Origin of the sequence: Clostridium sp. Marseille-Q2269 (genome assembly GCF_943736985.1) — a bacterium.
Classification (GTDB): Bacteria; Bacillota; Clostridia; order Clostridiales; family Clostridiaceae; genus Clostridium_F.
Map to the genome: position 1 here is coordinate 362,465 of NZ_CALSFS010000001.1, position 20,460 is coordinate 382,924.

16 protein-coding genes are annotated in these 20,460 nt (G+C 27.5%); 3 read left to right on the plus strand and 13 right to left on the minus strand.

The genetic code is table 11. The features are described from left to right. Positions 1 to 9 precede the first annotated feature (9 nt). From NGI68_RS01570 to NGI68_RS01595, 6 genes are all read right to left on the minus strand, one after another. Positions 10 to 1,617: a putative polysaccharide biosynthesis protein gene (locus tag NGI68_RS01570; RefSeq protein ID WP_251859728.1), complete on the minus strand. Its 1,608-nt coding sequence runs from the start codon at positions 1,615 to 1,617 to the stop codon at positions 10 to 12. A 31-nt stretch (positions 1,618 to 1,648) separates the two neighbouring features. Next, positions 1,649 to 2,602 (minus strand): RluA family pseudouridine synthase, encoded by a 954-nt coding sequence (locus tag NGI68_RS01575; protein ID WP_251859729.1) that lies wholly within the window; start codon positions 2,600 to 2,602, stop codon positions 1,649 to 1,651. A gap of 477 nt (positions 2,603 to 3,079) precedes the next feature. After that, positions 3,080 to 4,258 carry a M20 metallopeptidase family protein gene (locus tag NGI68_RS01580; RefSeq protein WP_251859730.1) on the minus strand — a complete coding sequence of 393 codons (1,179 nt, stop codon included), beginning with the start codon at positions 4,256 to 4,258 and terminating at the stop codon, positions 3,080 to 3,082. 84 nt (positions 4,259 to 4,342) lie between these two features. Next, a complete protein-coding gene (locus NGI68_RS01585) occupies positions 4,343 to 6,556 on the minus strand; it encodes a cell division protein FtsA (RefSeq protein WP_251859731.1) in 2,214 nt (737 codons plus the stop codon). Positions 6,557 to 6,768: 212 nt separating this feature from the next. Further along, on the minus strand, positions 6,769 to 7,077 hold the full coding sequence (locus tag NGI68_RS01590) for a hypothetical protein (protein ID WP_251859732.1): 309 nt from the start codon (positions 7,075 to 7,077) through the stop codon (positions 6,769 to 6,771). Between the two features lie 464 nt (positions 7,078 to 7,541). Further along, positions 7,542 to 9,545, minus strand: coding sequence for an ATP-dependent helicase (locus NGI68_RS01595; protein WP_251859733.1), 2,004 nt, complete (start codon positions 9,543 to 9,545; stop codon positions 7,542 to 7,544). Between the two features lie 356 nt (positions 9,546 to 9,901). Here NGI68_RS01595 and NGI68_RS01600 point away from each other — a divergent pair, with 356 nt between their 5' ends. Beyond that, positions 9,902 to 11,383: a nicotinate phosphoribosyltransferase gene (locus NGI68_RS01600; protein WP_251859734.1), complete on the plus strand. Its 1,482-nt coding sequence runs from the start codon at positions 9,902 to 9,904 to the stop codon at positions 11,381 to 11,383. A gap of 90 nt (positions 11,384 to 11,473) precedes the next feature. On the opposite strand, the gene NGI68_RS01605 is transcribed toward NGI68_RS01600, so the two are convergent. From NGI68_RS01605 to NGI68_RS01615, 3 genes are all read right to left on the minus strand, one after another. Further along, a complete protein-coding gene (locus NGI68_RS01605; protein WP_251860183.1) occupies positions 11,474 to 12,991 on the minus strand; it encodes a YfcC family protein in 1,518 nt (505 codons plus the stop codon). Between the two features lie 289 nt (positions 12,992 to 13,280). Continuing rightward, positions 13,281 to 13,505 (minus strand): hypothetical protein, encoded by a 225-nt coding sequence (locus NGI68_RS01610; protein ID WP_251859735.1) that lies wholly within the window; start codon positions 13,503 to 13,505, stop codon positions 13,281 to 13,283. Positions 13,506 to 13,712: 207 nt separating this feature from the next. Beyond that, on the minus strand, positions 13,713 to 14,876 hold the full coding sequence (locus NGI68_RS01615) for an iron-containing alcohol dehydrogenase (RefSeq protein ID WP_251859736.1): 1,164 nt from the start codon (positions 14,874 to 14,876) through the stop codon (positions 13,713 to 13,715). 351 nt (positions 14,877 to 15,227) lie between these two features. Between NGI68_RS01615 and NGI68_RS01620 the strand changes: the two genes are divergently transcribed. Beyond that, positions 15,228 to 15,575, plus strand: a complete 348-nt coding sequence (locus NGI68_RS01620) for a hypothetical protein (RefSeq protein WP_353505345.1) — start codon at positions 15,228 to 15,230, stop codon at positions 15,573 to 15,575. Positions 15,576 to 15,619: 44 nt separating this feature from the next. Here the strand turns inward: NGI68_RS01620 and NGI68_RS01625 are convergent, their stop codons facing one another. Continuing rightward, on the minus strand, positions 15,620 to 16,243 hold the full coding sequence (locus NGI68_RS01625) for an NUDIX hydrolase (RefSeq protein WP_251859738.1): 624 nt from the start codon (positions 16,241 to 16,243) through the stop codon (positions 15,620 to 15,622). Positions 16,244 to 16,560: 317 nt separating this feature from the next. Here NGI68_RS01625 and NGI68_RS01630 point away from each other — a divergent pair, with 317 nt between their 5' ends. Beyond that, positions 16,561 to 17,829: a D-alanyl-D-alanine carboxypeptidase family protein gene (locus tag NGI68_RS01630; RefSeq protein ID WP_251859739.1), complete on the plus strand. Its 1,269-nt coding sequence runs from the start codon at positions 16,561 to 16,563 to the stop codon at positions 17,827 to 17,829. Positions 17,830 to 18,030: 201 nt separating this feature from the next. Here NGI68_RS01630 and NGI68_RS01635 read toward each other — a convergent pair whose 3' ends face one another. The 3 genes from NGI68_RS01635 to NGI68_RS01645 form a co-directional block, all read right to left on the minus strand. Further along, positions 18,031 to 18,249, minus strand: a complete 219-nt coding sequence (locus NGI68_RS01635; protein WP_251859740.1) for a helix-turn-helix domain-containing protein — start codon at positions 18,247 to 18,249, stop codon at positions 18,031 to 18,033. A 205-nt stretch (positions 18,250 to 18,454) separates the two neighbouring features. Continuing rightward, a complete protein-coding gene (locus NGI68_RS01640) occupies positions 18,455 to 19,192 on the minus strand; it encodes an amino acid ABC transporter ATP-binding protein (protein ID WP_251859741.1) in 738 nt (245 codons plus the stop codon). 83 nt (positions 19,193 to 19,275) lie between these two features. Beyond that, positions 19,276 to 20,454, minus strand: coding sequence for a MalY/PatB family protein (locus NGI68_RS01645; RefSeq protein ID WP_251859742.1), 1,179 nt, complete (start codon positions 20,452 to 20,454; stop codon positions 19,276 to 19,278). Between the last annotated feature and the right edge of the window lie 6 nt (positions 20,455 to 20,460).

The window sequence follows — 20,460 nt, forward strand, 5'->3', positions numbered from 1 at the left end:
CTATTGTTTTTATTTCATTCTTTTTATAATAAAATCCGGTATTAACTTTCTCAACTTAGAAGGCATCCTATCTAAATCCTTCTTTTTTAATCCTCCTATTAATATCAAGGAATAAGCATATATAAATATGCCTAATATTATAGCCAGCATAGTTGCCACTGCATTAGCTATATAAACTTTCTTAAGCCCAACTATTATACCATTATTAACTACAGTATAAACAGGTACTATTACAAATCCCATTATTTGAGCAGATATAAAAGGCCTTATAGCAGGAGTTATAATATTAAAATTCACCTTTAGAGATTTTTTAATCATCCTATGATTTAATATAATAGGTATTAAAAAACCAATGGCACTACCATATATTGCTCCCATTATATTTATAGTTGGATTTGCTATTAATAAATAATTAATAGCTATTTTAAAACATATTCCTATAACAGAATATAATGTAGCAGCATAAAGTTTACCTATACTTTGAAGTATAGTAGTTTGTATTTGGGCTACAGCCATTAAAACTAATACTATAACCCCATATTTCATTATATCTACACCGCCACCTATATGTAACATACTATATATAGGTTTTGCTAAGAAACCTAATCCCACAGCAGCTGGTATAGAAATTAAAAAACAAGATTTAAAAGCATAATTTATATTATTTTTAACCTGTTTTTTATCTCCTTTTGCTGCTGCCGCCGCTATAACAGGAAGCACCGCCATAGAAAGAGAACTTATAATAGCTATTGGAACATTTATAAGTTGCTGGTACTTAGCTAAATACCCGTAGAGTACAGTGGCATTTACTTCATTAAATCCACCCACCATAAGTCTTGCTTTTGTATTATATAAATCAACCAAAGCTCCTGCAGAATTCATGCCTACACACAATGTTATTGGCAATCCATAGTGTACAATTTTTTTCATTAAATATGCCATGCTATATTTTTCATCTTTTATATTACTTTTATCTCTTACTTTTATAGCTCCGTCTTTTTTATGACAATAAATTAAAAACAAAGCAGAAACCAACGCTCCTAAAGAAGTTCCAACGGTACCGCCTGCACATCCTGCCTCTAAACCATATTTTATAAACATGACTGCAAATAATAAAGAAAATATTATATTTACAAGTTGCTCTATAACCTGAGATATTGCAGTAGGTGTCATATTACCCATACCTTGAAAATATCCTCTATAAGCAGAAGAAACAGATGTGAATAATATAGATGGTGCTAAAGCTAATACTGCTAATTGAGCTTTTTCATATCCTATAATCTTAGATAACACTCCTGATGCACAAACAGTAAATAAAGCCATGATAAATCCTAAAAATAGTAACATATATCTAGCTATTCTAAAAGACTTTAGGGCATCTTTATAGTTTTCTGTTGCTATAAGCTCTGATACAAGCTTAGATATGGCCACAGGTATACCAGAATTAGTTAAAACAAATATAAATGCAAAAATCTGATAAGCAGCCATATAAATACCATACCCTTGATCTGTAAGTATATTTATTAATGCCGGTATGTAAATTAAAGAAAAAACTTTTGCCAACATTCCCGCTATAGATAATATGGCAAATCCTTTAGTTACTGATTGCTTTTTCATAATGTACTCCCCATCCCATACTTATATATTATTAGAACTTAAACACATCTTTTTTTATTTTCTTAAAAATAGGTGGTAAAGTTTCTGCTATGGTTTTATTTTTCATATATTCTAAATTGCCCATAGTTTCTCTAAATATAAGTTTATAGGAATATAAATATTGATAACTTAATCCATATTTATTGTGGAAGAAACTATTTAGCTTTTTATCTCCATATTTAGAGTCTCCTACTATAGGATTTCCTAAATGACTTAAATGAGCTCTAAGTTGATGACTTCTTCCTGTTAAAAGTTGTATCTCTATAAATGAAAAAGATCCACAAGTTTGAATAGTTTTAACATTCATTGCTATTTTTTTAGTATTAGGTTTTGATTCATTATATATCTTAGACATATTCATATCTTCATTTTTAGATATATAAGCTTCATAAGTACCATCTTTAATTCTACCCTTTACTAAAGATGAATAATATTTTTCTATTTTTCTGTCTCTTATCATTTCATTTAAATTTTTTAATGATTCATAATTCTTACCGAATATAACTATACCAGAAGTATTTCTGTCTAATCTATTGCAAGGTGCTGGTGTAAAAGTAACCTCTAGCTCTGGAGTGTAATCCCCTTTATCATAAAGATAAGACAGCACATAGTCTGTTAAAGTAGGCTCTCCTTCTTTCTTATCTGAATGAACTAAAACTCCTGGCCATTTTTCTACCAATACCATATTTTCATCTTCATATGTAATCTTAAGATTATTATCTATTCTAACAAATTTCTTTTTTTCTCCTTTAGATTTTACATTAAAAGATTCTACTAAATCTCCTTCTTCAATAAAATACTTTTCCTTAGACTTTTTACCATTAACCTTTATTTCACCTTTTCTTATAGACTTATATATAGCACTTAAAGGTACATCTTTAAGCCATTTTCTACAAAATTTATCTAATCTTTGCCCTGCTTCATTAGCTCCTATTACTATTTTCATGAAAACACTCCTTACAGTACAACTTTATTATTTATATATTATGCATCCTTGTAATTCCTATGTAGTATACCCTTTCTTATTTTTGCTAAAAATGCACAATTTCCTTCTAAATTATGTAATTTATGATTATAATGTATATACTAACAACTTATTATATATTACTATCATATTTTTATCAAGTAAAGAAACCTCTGACCATCATTAGCTTTATGAATAATAATATAATAATTTTAATATTATATTATCCTTTCTTAACAAAATTTAATTTATATACTAGCTCAATATATAAACTAAGCATACTAATCTAACAAACTTACTTAAATGAAATATCTCCCTAAAGCAGAATCTTGATAAAATCTACCTTAGAGAGATCTCATAATACATCTCAAATAAATTTTTATTATCTAACGTTACTTATTTAAGCCCAATACTTTCAATTAAACTACATATTATTCTTATTTATACTATTAAAATATATTAAGAATTTAGGATATCAAAGGCAGCTCTACAATGAAGTGCTACTCCCAATGATAGGGAATCTTCATCTATATCAAATAAGTTGCTATGAGCTGGATGTACTATACCTTTTTCTTCATTTCTACAACCTAAATAATAAAATACTGAAGGTTTTTCCATAGAGAAATAGGCAAAACTCTCAACTCCCATGCTTGGTTCTTCTAACATTTTTATATTTTCTTCTCCTATTATACCTTTTGCAGAAGTTATAAAGCTGTTCAGCATTTCATCATTATTATAAAGGCATGGATAGCTTTCCTCTATATTTATTTCACATTGGCCTCTCATAGCTTTACATATACCTTCTACTATTTCTCTCAATCTTTTCTTTACATATTCTCTATGTTCCTTTTTCATAACTCTTATAATACCAGAAAATACAACTTCCTCTGGTATTATGTTTTGAGCTGTACCTCCATGGATAGTCCCTATAGTTATTACTCCTGGATCTGTAGGAGGCAATTCTCTACTTACTATATTTTGAAGAGCCACTACCACATTGCTAGCTATAATTATAGGATCTACAGAATTATTTGGTCTAGCTCCATGAGCTCCCTTTCCCTTTATTTTTATAGTAAAGGGATTTGATGCCGCATTTACTACACCTTTTCTTAATCCTATTTTGCCTGTTTCTATCTTTTCTTCCATATGAAGACCTATGACCGCATCTACTTCTGGTTCTTTAAGAACTCCTTCTTTAATCATAAGTCTAGCTCCACCAGTAGTTTCTTCTGCTGGTTCAAATAATAATTTTACATTACCTTTTAAATCATGTTTTATAGAATTTAAAACCTTAGCTGTACCTAAAAGTATTGCTGTATGGGCATCATGGCCACAAGCATGCATTTTCCCTTCTACTTTTGAAGAGTAATCACAAACATTTTTTTCTTGTATAGGAAGAGCATCCATATCTCCTCTTATAGCTACTGTTTTGGAACCATTCCCTCTTATTATAGCGCAGACACCTGTACTAGCAGTATCGTAATACTCTATGCCTTCATTTTTTAAAAATTCTTTTACCTTTTCACAAGTTCTAAAAAGATCATAATCTAGTTCTGGATGTTCATGAAAATCTCTTCTTAATTTTATAACTTCTTCTTTTATACCTAAAGCTTCTTTTAAAAAATCTATTTCCCCCATACTTACCTCCAATTTTATATTAATGTAATTTAGCTTTTTAATATTTAGTTGTCAACTATATACCTGTTTAAAATTACTTTTTAATTACTCCCATTTTATTTCTATTGAATCTCCATCTTTTAAATTATCATGATACCCAGCGTTATTACCATTTAAAAGAAGAACTATTTGTCCCTTAGCTATGGATAAATCAAAATTAACATAATTAAATATGTCTATAAAAATATATTTATCTTTTCCCTTGAGAGTTACTTCTTCATTATTAACTCTAACTTTTATATCTGTTTTATTTACATTTAAACTTTCCGATTTTATATTTTCATCATTGCTTTCTATAGAAGATTCCATAGTTAATGCAGCTTCTTTTTTCCATAGTTCTGTTTTATTTATTTTATTATCTCTATCCTCATTATAATTACTGTCTATTTTCTCTTCAAGAATTATTTTTTCATCAGTTTTAATTATTTGTTTTTCGTTAAATTCATCACTACCACTTTCTATTTCTTTTTCATCTGGTTTATTTATTTCAACATTTTCTTGGTTATCTACTTTTACTTCTTCTCTTAATTTATATATTCTATCTCCTTCTTTTATTATATAATTTTCTCCTATTTCTTCTCCATTTAAATAATATCTATAATCCTTCATATTCTCATAGTATTCCTTATAATGACCTAAGGTTTCAGGAAATAAAATTTTAACATTATCCCCTTCCTTTATTATATAGTTAACATGTGTTTTTTCATTATTTACAAAAGCTAATGGAATTAAATTTTCTATAATATCATTTATAAAAAAGGTTATAGAATGCACTTTTTTTATATAATCCTTTAAAGTAGGCTTTGCATCATGTCCATTTTTAGCAAATTCTATTTCTATTTTATCTCCTTCTTTTACATTGTCTTCTACAGATGCTTTACTTCCATTAATTTTTATAGATGCATTTGTAGCTAAAGTTCCAAAAGCCATTCTTTTTATACCGTTCAGTACAAACTTTACGGTTTTACCATTTTTGCCTAATAGCACTTTAGGATTTATTCCTGCCTGAAGTATTACATCCATAACTGTGTGTTTATGTGAGTTAAATAAGCTTATTATACTCCCATTTAGCATTACATCTATGAAGTCATTTCCTAATCTTCTTATTGATATCAATCCTATTCCTAATACTGTTACCCCTTCACTACCAAATTTACTATTATCAATGCTACAATCTATAACTGCTTCTCTATCTTTTACAGCGGCTCTTTCTAAAGGTATATTAAGCTTTTCACATAAAAATTCTTTTAAAAGAGGTGTATGAGCTCCACCTCCTACTAAAAATACAGCATTAGGAGATTTTTCTCCATTTATTTCAATTATCTTATTCCCTATTTCCTGTGATATTTTTCTAACTACTGGTTCTATAACTTTTTGTACTTCCTTTGATGGAATTTTATTAGATAGTCCTAAAACATCTATATATTCTACTGTTTGTGATTGTGTACATTGCTTCTTTATTTTTTCTGCTGTCTCAAAATCTACCAAATAATTCTGAACAATAGATTCTGTTACTTCATCTCCCGCTAAAGAAACCATGCCAAAAGCTGTTATACTATCTCTACTGCATATGGCTATATCTGAAGTTCCTGCTCCTATATCTATTAACGCCAAATTTAAAAGTCTTAATTTTTTAGGGATAGCAGCTTCCATAGCGGCTATAGGTTCCAAAGTTAAGCTATCTACTATGAGTCCTACTTTTTTCATTACAGAGTAAAGACTATCTATAACATGTCTTGGAAGAAACGTAGCTATAACCTCTGCTGCTATTTTATATGCTTTTTGCAACATTAAGTTTCCTATAATATAATCATTTAAATAATAATTCTTAACAGTATACCCTACACAATAAAGTTTACCACCAGATTTTTTACTTACTTCTTCCTCTGCCTTTTTTACTGATGTAAGCTCTAGACTTCTTATAGTATCTTTATCTATTTCCATTTCAGTGTCTATGTTTAATTCAGATTTAGCTGTATATGTCTTTAAAAATCTGCCTGCTGCAGCAATAGATACTTTATTTAATTCTATATCTAGTTTTTCTTCTAACTCTGTTTTTACTTTTTCTACTGCATTGGCTACCAGGGAAACATCATGAATTTGACCATCTATCATAGCCCTTTCTTCATGCTCTATGTAACTTTCTTCTATAACATGAAATTTCTTATCTCTAACTATTCCTACTGATCCTAATATGGAACGAGTGCCTATATCTAAAGCAAATACTACATTCTGTTTATCAAGATGAATTTTTTCCATAGTATACTACCTCTTTTTCATAATTTAAAAGCTCATATTCTTAATTTTTAGAATATGAGCCTAATAAAATTATATAATATTCTATTGAAACATTCAACAAAAGTAGCCTTTTTAAAATACCTATAAGCATATTATTATAATTATAATAATATCCTAATCTTGCATTTAAGTTATTGTTTATATAAAAATATACAAATGTATACTATGATTTTTTATTGTTCTACTAAGGTTATTATACCATTGCTATCATTTATATAAGGTAAGTTTTTCACAATATCACAAATACATTTCTTAGTTTCTCTACCGTTTTTGTCTATATCTATATCTATCTCTGTTACTTTATTAAAGCACAGCATATGACACCAAAAATCAACAAAGTCATCTTTAGTTATAAATTCTGTTCCATGTTCTGTTTTTACTATAAATCCTGTTTTATAATTTTCAAGGATCTCTAGATTTTCTATTTCATTATCACTTAAAATATTACATACATCATCCCACATTGTTTTAAAATGAATCATGATTCTTTCCTCCTTAAACTTAAATGCTTTTAATCTCTATCATATTTTTCAAATATAGTATACCATATTTTATTTTTATGTCAAATATATTAGAACTTATAAGACATTTAATACACATATTAATATGTATTTTAATATATTTTTATATATTTTTATATAGAAAAGGTTTTAAATAAATCTATTATATATAGTTATTCTTTAAGTCCTTCTCCCCATTATTTATAAATAGCTATAATATTTTACTTTGTCAGTTTTTATATTTAATTATATTATTTATAGCTCTTGTTATTATTAGTATATACATGATAATTTTATTGTTCACATAATTTATTTAAGATTATATTTCAAATAAATTATGTGAACATATACTAATAATCTACTATTTAAACTAATAGTAGATTATACATCTATTTTCTCAAACTAAAAACAACATCATGAAATTATTATTCACAATGTTGTTTCAATTAAATCTTTTTAATAATATTACTTTTAGTTATAACATTCATATCAAATTTTCTTTTCATACCATCCAAAAATACTATTTCTACATAGTCTTTTCCTTGACTTTCAATAATTCCCTCACCAAAGACTTTATGAATTATCCTTTCTTTTCCTTTGAAATAATCATTTTGTAGCAATTGATTATCTAACTTACACTCTTTTATAAATTTAGATGCTTCTTTATTTTTCCCTCTTATAGCTTTTGGCACAGTTAGGTATAAGTTTTCTTTTGTCCTTGTAATACCTACATAAAAAAGCCGTCTTTCCTCTTCTATATTAACTTTCTCATCAGCCTTATTATATGGAATATTCCCTTCATTACAATTCACAATAATTACATTTTTAAATTCCATACCCTTAACTCCATGAATTGTACTTAATATTACACTATTTTCATCTACCTCTTTTTTATTTATTTCTTTTTCTACTTCCTCTACATGAACTAAAAAAGTTAAAATACTTGTATATCCTTCAGCTGCTTCTTTTAATTCATCTACTATTTGTAAAAATTCTTCCTTGTCTACTTTTATTCTTTCACTATATTCTTTAATATACTGCTCATACCCTAAAGTATGCATTATATGACCTATTGCATCTCTAGCACTCATTTTATTCATTTTATTTATATCCTTTTCAACATCATCTAAATTCTTTATTTGAAAAGGTTGAATATCTTTTTGCTCTTTTAATATATCAAAACTATTCTTATAATATTTATGTCTTCTTAATCTTTCTACATTTAGTTTACTTACATATCTAAAAGGTTTATTTATAATTTTTATAAAGGTTTTTTTGTCATAAGGATCTATACATATCTGCATATAATTTAGTATGTCTTTACATACAAAATGATTAAAAAAATTATAACCTTTATCCAAAAGTCTAAATGGTATTCTTTTTTTGAAAAATAAATCCGTTAAACTTCTACTTTCCATATTGGTTCTATAAAGTATGGCTACATCTTTATATGTATAACCTTCATTTATAATATTACTAATTATTCTACTTATTTCTTCTGCCTGCTCTCTTTCATTTAAAAAACACTTTAATAGTATTTTTTTATCATAATTATTATAAGCATCTATTTTTTTATTATTTCTTAACTTATTGTTTGAAATTAGATTTTTAGAAATATTTACTATATTTTTGGGGCTTCTATAGTTATATCTTAAATATATCTTTTCTCCATTTTGAAAATATTGGCTGAAATTTACCATACACTCTGGTTTGGATCCTCTAAATGAATATATACATTGATCCTCATCTCCTACTGCAAACAAAGAATTACCATTACATAACATTTGAAGAATATTTATTTGTAATATATCACAATCTTGAAATTCATCTACTAATATATATTTAAATAATTTTTTATATCCATTAAGAAGATATTTATCCTCACTCAAAAGCTTAAACATATTTATTTGCAAATCATCAAAGTCTAAAAGTTCCTTCTTTTCTTTATATTCTTCATAACTATTAAAACAATGCTCAAATATACTTTTGTCAATTTTAGATACAAACTTATCCATAGTTAAATTACTAGTTTTAAAAAGAGAGATATCATTTAAAACATCTCTTACTTTGTCTTCATTTACAGAATCCAAATAGGATATCAGTATATTATTTATTAAAGAATAGGTTTCTTTTCTCCCTATTATATTTATATTTTTATAGTATCTATTTAGTATTTTATAAAAAAGGCCATGAAAGGTTCCAAAAAAAGGTGCTTTTTTATTACTGCTTATTTCCTTATATCTTTCTTTCATGTTCATAGCTGCAGCTCTAGTAAAAGTTATTACCAATATATTATTGGGATTTATACTTAGATTTTCTATTAAATATGCAACTCTATTTATAATAACAGTGGTTTTGCCAGAACCTGGTGGAGCTACAATTAAAGTATTATCCTTATGGCTCTTCACCGCTTCTTTCTGATAGTGATCTAAAAAACTATAATCTATCATATAAAAACTCCCTTAATCTTCTAATACTCAATCAAGTATACTTTACTAAAACCTAGAGAAAATATCAAATGTATGACAATGAAATTTATTACAAAATATATATTTATATTCATTATAGAGATCTATATACAATATCTAAAGCTTTATATTTAAAACTGATTCTATAACTTTATAAATAGAATAAATATAAAATTTCATTTATATTTAATTACTTCCATATATTCTCTATATTTTTTCATAAGGCTCATAAAAAAGTGACTAATATTTTAATTTTCATCACTAAGTATTGTAATAGATCTTGTAAAGTATTACAATGTTGTTATATATTTTTACTATTACATAGAGGAGAATTAATAATGGAATACAGTAAAAACTTCGATGTTAGAAACAATAGAAATCTTACCATGTTAGTAGATTTTTATGAACTTACTATGGGAAATGGATATTTAAAAAGTGGCATGGCAGACAAAATAGCCTACTATGATATGTTCTTTAGAAGAGTTCCTGATGGTGGGGGCTATTGTATTATGGCAGGAGTTCAACAACTTATTGAATATTTATCCACCTTGAAATTTACGGAAGATGATATAGAATATTTAAGATCTAAAAAACAATTTTCCGAGGAATTTTTAGACTATCTAAAAAACTTCAAATTTTCTTGTGATGTTTGGGCAGTACCGGAAGGATATCCTGTTTTTCCAAATGAACCTTTAGTTACAGTTCGTGGACCGGTTATTCAAGCTCAATTTGTAGAAACTATGATCCTTCTTACTATAAATCATCAAACTCTTATAGCTACTAAAGCTAATAGAATATGTAGAGCTGCTGAAAATCGTCCTGTTATGGAGTTTGGTTCTAGAAGAGCTCAAGGCTATGATGGTGCTATTTATGGTGCTAGAGCAGCTGTAATTGGCGGTTGTAGTGCAACAGCTTGTACTATAGCTGAAGAAATGTTTGGTATACCAACTGCCGGTACTATGGCTCACAGTTGGATACAACTTTTTCCTACAGAATATGAGGCATTTAAAACTTGGGCAGAGGTAGATTCAGAGAATTGTGTACTTTTAGTAGACACTTATAATGTACTGAAATCTGGTATTCCTAATGCTATAAAAGTATTTAATGAAGTATTAAAACCTAAGGGTATTAGGCCTAAGGGAATTAGAATAGACAGTGGTGATATAACTTACCTCACAAAAAAATGCAGAAAAATGTTAGATAATGCTGGCTATGAGGATGTAAGCATAGTAGTATCAAATTCTTTAGACGAATTTATAATAAGAGATGTTTTAAATCAAGGGGCCAAAATTAATAGCTTTGGTGTAGGAGAAAGACTTATAACAGCAAGATCTGAACCTGTTTTTGGTGGAGTATACAAGTTGACTGCAGTGGAAGCTTTTGACGGAATAATAACACCTAAAATTAAAATAAGTGAAAACGAAGAAAAAATAACTAATCCAGGATTTAAAAAAGTTTACAGAATATATGATAAAGATTCTCATCAAGCTATTGTCGATCTTATAGCTATTCATGATGAGAAAATAGATGAGACTAAACCACTTGAAATATTTGATCCTTTATTTACATGGAAAAAGAAAAAAATCAAAAATTACTATGCGGAAGAATTGCTAGTTAAAATATTTGATAAAGGAAATAAAGTTTACGAAAGTCCTAATGTTATGGATATAAAGCATTTTGCTAAAAAACAAACTGAAAGATTGTGGCCTGAAGTTTTAAGATTTGAAAATCCTCATAATTACTATGTGGACCTTTCTCCAAAACTTTGGAGAATTAAACAAGAACTTTTGCATAAATTTTCAGAGATTTATGAAGAGTAACTAAGAACAATTTATATTATAAATTTAAAGTTGAACTAAAAAGCTGTTGCTAAACATATTTTATCAACAGCTTTTTTATTTATTATAAAATTATCCTACAAAACTTTGTATTAGTAACATTATAGCAGATAATGCAGCTATATATCCCATAAGTGGCATTATAAATTTAAGCCATTTATCATAAGTAACATCTACCATAGCTAAAGTTGCCAGTATAAGTCCTGTTGGAGTTATAAAAGCAATTAGTCCTTGACCAAACATATATGCATTTACTATAGCCTCTCTTGGTAACCCCACACTGTCTGCAAGAGGAGCCATAATAGGCATTGAAAGTACTGCAAGTCCTGAAGATGATGGTATAAAAAATCCTAGTCCTATAAATACAATAAGCATGACTATTATAAATACACTTGAATTCATTCCTGATACTGCATTTGAAGAATAGTAAAGTATTGTATCTGAAATCATACCATTCTCCATTATAAGATTAATAGATCTTGCAACACCAATTACTAATGCAACTCCTACTAAATCAGCTGAACCAGCTACAAACTTATCTACAAACTGTTTTTCTCCCATACGAGAAATTATTCCTAAAATTATTCCTACTCCAAGGAATAAGGCTGTCATTTCAGTAAACCACCAGTCTAGCTTAGACACTCCCAATATCATTATCACAAAAGTGGCAGTAAATATTATTAGCATAAGTTTACGACTTAAAGTAAATTCTGGTACTTCTTTATTATTGTAATCCTTTAAAAATCTATCTTCAATTTCTTTTTTTTGCTCATATATTATGGATTTACTGGGATCTTTTTTAACCTTTAATCCATATTTTACAATATAAGCAACAGTTATAGCCACTGCTATAATAAGTCCTATAATTCTAAATATAAATCCTGATGCCATGGATATGCCAGAAGTATTAGAGGCTATAACAACAGAAAAAGGATTTACTGTAGCAAACATAGTTCCTATAGATGATCCCATATAAAGAGCTGCAATACAAACCAAAGCATCATAACCTGCAACTACAAAAACTGGAACAAGTATTGGATACAAAGCTATGGTCTCTTCTGCAAGTCCAAACGTAGTTCCACCTAAAGCAATTAATGTAGTAATGATAACTATAAGAAGATATTCCTTACCTTTAGTAGCTACGGATAATCTTGCAATTCCCGCATCAAAAGCCCCGCTACTATTTAATATTCCAATAACTCCTCCTAAAATAAGCACAAACATTATAATATCAATAGTATCATATACACCTTTGATAGGTGCTTGAACCACCTCATAAAATCCCTGAGGTTTCTGTTCTACCTTTTCATAAGTATCTGGTATAGCTACAGGTTTATTAATACTACCGTCTTTAAATTTTTCTACACTTACTTTAATTTTAAGTTTGTCCAAGGTAGACTGTTTTGCTGGTAACTCACTTGTAGATTCATCAGGCTTAATTATATTAAAAACATTCTTTTCACTATCATAGCTTAGTTTGGAATAAGCCCCTGCTGGAATCACATAAGTAAGTATAGCAGCAATAATTAATACAATAAACAATACCGTAAAAGCCGTGGGAAAACTTCTTTTCTTTTTTTTCATTACAATTCCTCCCCTATTTTATTATTATTTCTAAAAATTGATTTTCTCTTTATACTTAAATATAATATTTTAATCTTAAAAATATTACTTTTAGTAAAATAGAAATCAATATAAAAATTAATAAAATCATCATCCTATATCTAAAAGTGATATAAACTGAAAGATAATATAGAGGAATATTAATAAACTTAAGAAGTAAACTTAGTTAAATGTTATGTTGTATTAATATATTACTGCTATATATAAATTTAAAATATATATTAATTTTTTTATTTTTAAATTTAAACATATAATATTATAAATAATGCTCTGTTGTAAGTTTATAATGCTCTCTTATAAAATCTAGGCCTTCATTTACAACTGCATCATCTATATCATTAAAATCCTTTTCAATACTTACCTTGTTGTCCTCTAGTTCCTTAAAAGGACATACGCCATCATTATTTTTATAATCATATAAAGCGCATTCTTTAAAACATTTTATTTCTTCATCAAAAGTAGTTAAAAATGGACAATCCATGAAAATTCCCCTTTCTCCCACTATAATACACATAACATTATACATCAGAAAAAAAGCATTTAAATGGCTTTCTTATAAAATTAACTAAATCTTCATTAAATTCAATCATTTCCTCTGATATCTACAAATTCCTACATAACTTTATTAACTAAATATTCACTGTTTTAACCCTCTCCTTAACTATCATAATAAAACATTCTTTTAAAATTAAAGAGATAATTTATATATATTTAAAACATCTTCCCAATTTAAAGGCTTAAATCCTTCTAAATCTCCACCTCTAGTAGCAGCTTTTGCCATCTGTTCTAGTTTTTCTTCCCCTATTCCAACTTCTTTTAATGTAGATGGGATTCCTAATTCATTAAAATACTGTCTAGTTTTATCTATAGCTTTTTGTGCTACTTCATATTTGCTTTCATCCGGATTGATGTTCCAAACATTTACCCCATACTCATAGAAATCATTTGCATTTTCATTACTTAAAACATATTTCATCCAATTTGGAGTTAATATAGCTAATCCTACACCATGAGTTATATCATAAAAAGCACTTAGCTCATGTTCCATAGGATGAACACTCCAAGGTTCTGATTTACCATAACTTAATAATCCATTTATAGCTAAACTAGATGCCCACATAAGATTGGCCCTAGCTTCATAATTTTCCGGCTCTTCTATGGCTATTTTACCATATCTTATACAAGTTTTTAAAATAGCCTCTGCCATTCTATTTTGAATATACGCTTCTTTTGTCTTACTAAAATAAGCTTCAAATATATGACTCATTATATCTGCAGTTCCTGCAGCTGTCTGATTTTTAGGCACTGTAAAGGTATACTGTGGATCTAATATAGAAAACTTAGGTGTCATAGCTGGGTGTCCAACTCCTATTTTTTCATTAGTGTCCATATTGCTAATTACTGCACCAGCATCCATTTCTGATCCTGTTGCAGCTAATGTAAGTATGCTTCCTATAGGCAATATCCTATTTATCTTAACTTTTTTAGTTACTATATCCCATGGATCTCCTTTATAATAATATGATGCTGCTATTACTTTTGAGCAATCTATAGTACTTCCACCCCCTACTGCTAATATGAAATCTATATTATTTTCTCTACATATTTTTACCCCTTCTCTTACACTAGTTACTCTTGGGTTAGGGGCTATATCTGAAAGCTCGAAAAATTTTATATCATTACTTTTTAAAATTTCTATAACTTTATCATATATTCCGTTCTTCTTTATGCTTCCTCCACCATAGGCAAGTAATACTCTAGAACCATATTTTTTTATTTGTTCTCCTAAAACTTCTATTTGGTTTCTACCAAAGAAAATTCGTGTGGGTATGGAATAATTAAAATTTAGCATTACACTTCCTCCTTTTATGCCTTTAGTTAAATATAGCTTTTAAAAATGTTTTAAAATTATATTATAAGATAAACATTTATACTTCTATGAGTTAATATAAAATTATTTTAATTTTATTATACTCATTATTGGTTTAGTATAAATAATTCTATACTTACTCAATAAATCCTTTTTTATTACAAATATGTTATTATTTTTCCAATCATTATTAGTTTGCATTTTTAATAAGTAATAACATTATAAATTGACCTATATTGATTTTTATATTTTTGGGTATTTTTTCTACATTACTGGTTAAAATAAAAATATGTACAATGAAAACATATTTCCATTTATAGGAGGCGCTTTATGATGAACGTAACTAGTATATCATTATCTTATTTATTCTTAGGTATATGTTTGATATCTTTAAGTTTTTTTGCTTATTTTAAAATATTAACTACTAACTCATCTAGAGAAGAAGAAAAAAGTAAAGATATAATTGGCCATATGAAAAATCCTAAAACTTGGTTAAATCGTAATAATAAAATGGCCTATATTTCTTTATTTTGGGCTATTGTATCATTAGTTCTATTTATATATTTAAAATTTTTTACTATGACTGGAATAATACCTATAATATATGTTATAGGTTATATTATATTAATAGTTATATCAGTTGCAATAGCTGGTATGGGTGAGAAAGAAAAAAGTATTTAAAAAATTCCGCCAACTTTTAATTAGTTGGTGGAATTTTTATTATATTAGTTATTTTCACTTCTGACTATATCTATAAAATTTTTCACAATAAGTGCTGTAAACCCCCATATGACATTGCCCTTGTATTCATAAAAGTACTCTGGAATAGTTCCTTTACCAAATTTATAATTTTTCCCATTTCTTATAAGAGAAAAAGGAAAATCTCCTGTTATATTAGGTACTACCTCTATTTCATAACAAGTAGGCGTGTTTTCCATAAAATATCCTATAGGTACTTGAAATACATGATCTACCTCTTGTTTATCAGGTTTTATCTCTGCATTTTCTACTATAGCAACAAAAGGATACATGACAAAATTATATGGACTAATAAAATAATCCATCTGTCCTATTAAATGTATCTTTTCCTTATCTATGTTAAGTTCTTCCATAGTTTCTCTTAAAGCTGCTTCTACAGGTTTCTCTCCCTTTTCTATTTTCCCACCTGGAAGACAAACATCTCCTGGTTGATTTTTTAAAGTTAATGCCCTTACTTCAAATACTATGTTAATGTTTTGTCCTACTTTATTTAATAATATCATTACTGAACTTCTCTTAAAATTCCCTATAGGTTTTGGTTTTCTATATTGAAACTTTTCATATACTTTATCTATAAATTCCTTTTTCATATTTCCTCCTAAAAATCACATATTCCACATATTCCTAAGTAAATTCTAACTATTTAATTGTCAATAAGTATTTAATACCTTTTGTTTATAATTACAACATATTTTATTTATAATAATTATAAACGAAAATATACAATATAGTAATAAAATTTATTTATTTTACTTTAGTCTATGATAATATCACAAATACTAATCATAAAAAAATACATTTCTATTTTTTGTATTTGTAAAATATATGGTGTAATGCTATACTAGCAAAGTATATAAAGTATATTTTGTTTTTGAAATTAGAAAAAAAGTAAACGGAGAGATGACCTATGAAAAGAAAAAAATTGTTTTTAATTACACTTTTTATTTTTATTTTTACATTCACATCTACTGCATTTGCTGCAATAGATCCACCTGCACCAGTTCCTAATATTCATGGTAAAACAGCTATGACCGTAGATGTTGCAACTGGAGAAATAATATATGCTAAAAATATTGATAAACGTATGTATCCTGCTAGCACTACAAAATATTTAACAGCACTTTTATTAGCTGAAAATAAATCTAAAACAGATGCTATCCCTTATACAGCTTCGGCTAAAAATCAACCTGAATATTCTCTAAACAAAAACCTTCATCCTATAGCTATAGGTGAGACTATGAAGGCAGCGGATGTTATGGACGGGCTATTACTTTTTTCTGGTAATGATGCAGCCTACATGATAGGTGACGCATTAGCTGGTAATAGTAAAAATTTTGAAGACATGATGAATAAAAGAATAAAAGAATTAAATTTAAAAAACACTCATTTTGTAACTCCTAATGGATTACATGATTCTAATCACTATACTACGGCTTATGATTTGAGCATAATAAGCAGAACTGCTTTAAAAAATCATTGGGTCTATGAATCTTCTAATAAACAGGAAAGTTCTATAACTACTTCTAAAGGTACTAAAATGGCAGTAAAAAACACTGATAAGCTTTTAGGTAAAGATGGTTGTGTTGCAGGTAAAACAGGTTACACTGATGCTGCTGGTAGATGTTTAGTAACTTTATTTAATAGAAATGGTAGACAAATACTGGGTGTAGTTATGGGATCTATATATGATGCTAAAGATTCTTTTGTTTTTGAAGATATGAAAAAAATTATAGATTGGAGTTATAATACAAAGCCTTCAACTTTGTATAAGAAAGACTCCAGTTTAAAAACAGAAACAGTATCTTATAATCCCTTAAAATTCATAGGGCCTTCCGTAACTATAGATGTTCCTGTAATTGTAAAAGAAGATGTTACTTACTATAAAAATGAAGCAAATGATAAAGAAATTAACAATACAATAAATATAGTTAATACCTCTTATAGTGGACTTTCAGGGAAAAAAAGTATGGGAACATTAACAGTAAAGGAAAGAGATCATCAGAAAAAATATGAATTATACTCTGGATTAACTAAGGAAGATATAATTAAAAAGAATATACCTTTTTATGTGGTTTCTATAATTGTAATATTAGCTATAATTGCTGTAATATTCTTTTTATCAAGATTTATTAAAACAAAATCAAATAAAAGAAATAAAAATAAATATTGGTATTAAGGCATTAATATTATATATAAAACTCTCTTAATTATGTTCTTACATAATTAAAAGCACTATCAAGATTAGAAAATTGATAGTGCTTTTGTTATATTAAATTGTAATCACCTATGTTTTTAAATATTTTATAGTTTGGTTCTTTTTATTATTTTTCTCTGATTTCATATAAAAATTAATTTTATAATTTTAGTATCAAATGCTTTACCTACTGACTAAATCATCTAATTTACACATCAACACTTGAGATAAAACTACTACTTTCTCAAAACTTGGATTTTTTTTATCCCCTCTTTCTAATTCTTCTAGATAAGATTTTGAAATAGCTGTTGTAAACTTAGGATCATGAGTAAGATTTTCAATGTCCCGAGCAGTATAACCTAACTTAATTCTAGCTTCTCGGATTTTTTTTCCATTCAACATATAAATCCCCCTTATGAATTGGTAAAGCAATGTTTAATTTTCAACTTAATTATACAATAAAAATCAAAAAATTTATACATATTTTTATTGTATTCTCTGTAAAGTTAGGGTAATTTATTAAAATAAAAAACTGATATACTTAATTCTATAAGGGGCCTTAGCTTTTTATTACTATTAATTTAAAATAAATCGTTTTTTAATTTTATTATTTGTTTTCAACTTTGTTTAAAAACTTTATTGTTCGTTCATTCTTAGGATTACTAAATATATCCTTTGGTGTACCCTCTTCTACTATATTTCCATCATCCATAAATATTACTCTATCTGCTGCATTCTTTGCAAATTTCATCTCGTGAGTGACTATAATCATAGTAATATCTTGATCTGCTAACTTTTTAATAACTTCTAAAACTTCTCCTACTAGTTCAGGATCTAATGCAGAAGTAGGTTCATCAAACAACATTATTTTAGAGTCTACTGCCATAGCCCTACCTATCCCTATCCTTTGTTGTTGTCCACCAGATAATTTAGAAGGATGATAGTCCTTCTTTTCCTCTAATCCTACCTGTTTAAGTATATTAATAGCTATTTCTCTGGCCTTATGTTTATCCATTTTTTTCACCATTAATAATGGTTCCATTATATTTTCTAAAGCAGTTTTATTTTTAAATAAGTTGTAATTTTGAAAAACCATGGATGTATTCATTCTTAATTGATGTATTTGTTCTTTTGTTGCCTTCTCTACATCCACCTTTAGATTCTCTATTTCTATAGATCCTTTATCTGCTTTCTCTAAGAAATTCATACATCTTAAAAAAGTAGATTTACCAGTTCCTGATGGCCCTATAACTGCAACCACTTCTCCTTTTTTTATATCTAAGTTTAGTCCCTTTAATATTTCTACACCATTAAAAGATTTATGCAAGTTACTTATTTTTATCATATGATATCTCCTATCTTATTAATAGACATTATTCATTTTTCTTTTATTTTAAAATTTATTACTTAATAACATCTTTTACTGCTTCATATTTTATTGTTTATAGCTTTTTCCATTCTATTTAAAGCTTCTTTTAACACACTTCTAGGACAAGCTATATTCATTCTTTCAAAACCTATAGCTTCCTCTCCAAATATATACCCTTCATCAAAAGCTACACCTGCTTCTTTTAGCATAAATTCTTCAAGCTTTTCTTTTGACATTTTTAATTGTCTACAATCTATCCATAAAAGATAGGTTCCCTCTGGTTCTATTACTTTTAGCATAGGTATTTTTTCTTCAATGAATTTTTTTGCAAATTCTATATTTCCTTCTAAGTAATTTACTAATTCTTCCAGCCACTGTTCTCCATATTTATAAGCTGCCTCACAGGCTATATATGCAAAAATGTTTAATCTTGATATTCCTATATTCTCCATGGTTATTTTAAATTCACTAATCAACTTCTCATTAGGTATTATGATATTTGATCCTTGAAGTCCTGCTATATTAAAGGTTTTACTTGGGGCAGTACAAGTTATAGTTATATCTGCAAATTCCTTTGATATAGAAGCAAAAGGTATATGTTTATTAGGTTTGTATATTAAATCCGAATGTATCTCATCTGAAATTACTAATACATTATGCTTTAAACAAAGATCTCCTACTTTTATAAGTTCTTCCTTTGTCCAAACTCTTCCTGTAGGATTATGTGGACTACACAATACCATTATCTTTACTCTAGGATCTGAAAGCTTATTATCTAAATCATCAAAATCCATCTCATATTTTTCCCCATTAAATTTTAATGGATTATTTACTATATGGCATCCATTATTGTTTATAGCTTTAAAAAATGGATAATATATAGGCCTTTGAAGCAATACTTTATCTCCTGAATGAGTAAATGTTCTAATTATAGTGTTTGTAGCCATAACTATACCTGGTGTATTTGTTATCCATTCCTTTTTAATATTCCATCCATGCCTCTTTTTCATCCAATTTACAACTTCTTCAAAATAACTTTCTGTGGTAGCTGTATAACCATAAATACCATGTTGAGCTCTTTTTATTATTTCTTCTTTTACTTCTGGAACTGTTTCAAAATCCATATCAGCTATCCACATAGATATTACATCCTCATAACCAAAGGTTTCTTTATTAAAATTCCATTTACTGCAATTAGTGTTGTCCCTATTTATTATTTTATCAAAATTATATTTCATAACTAT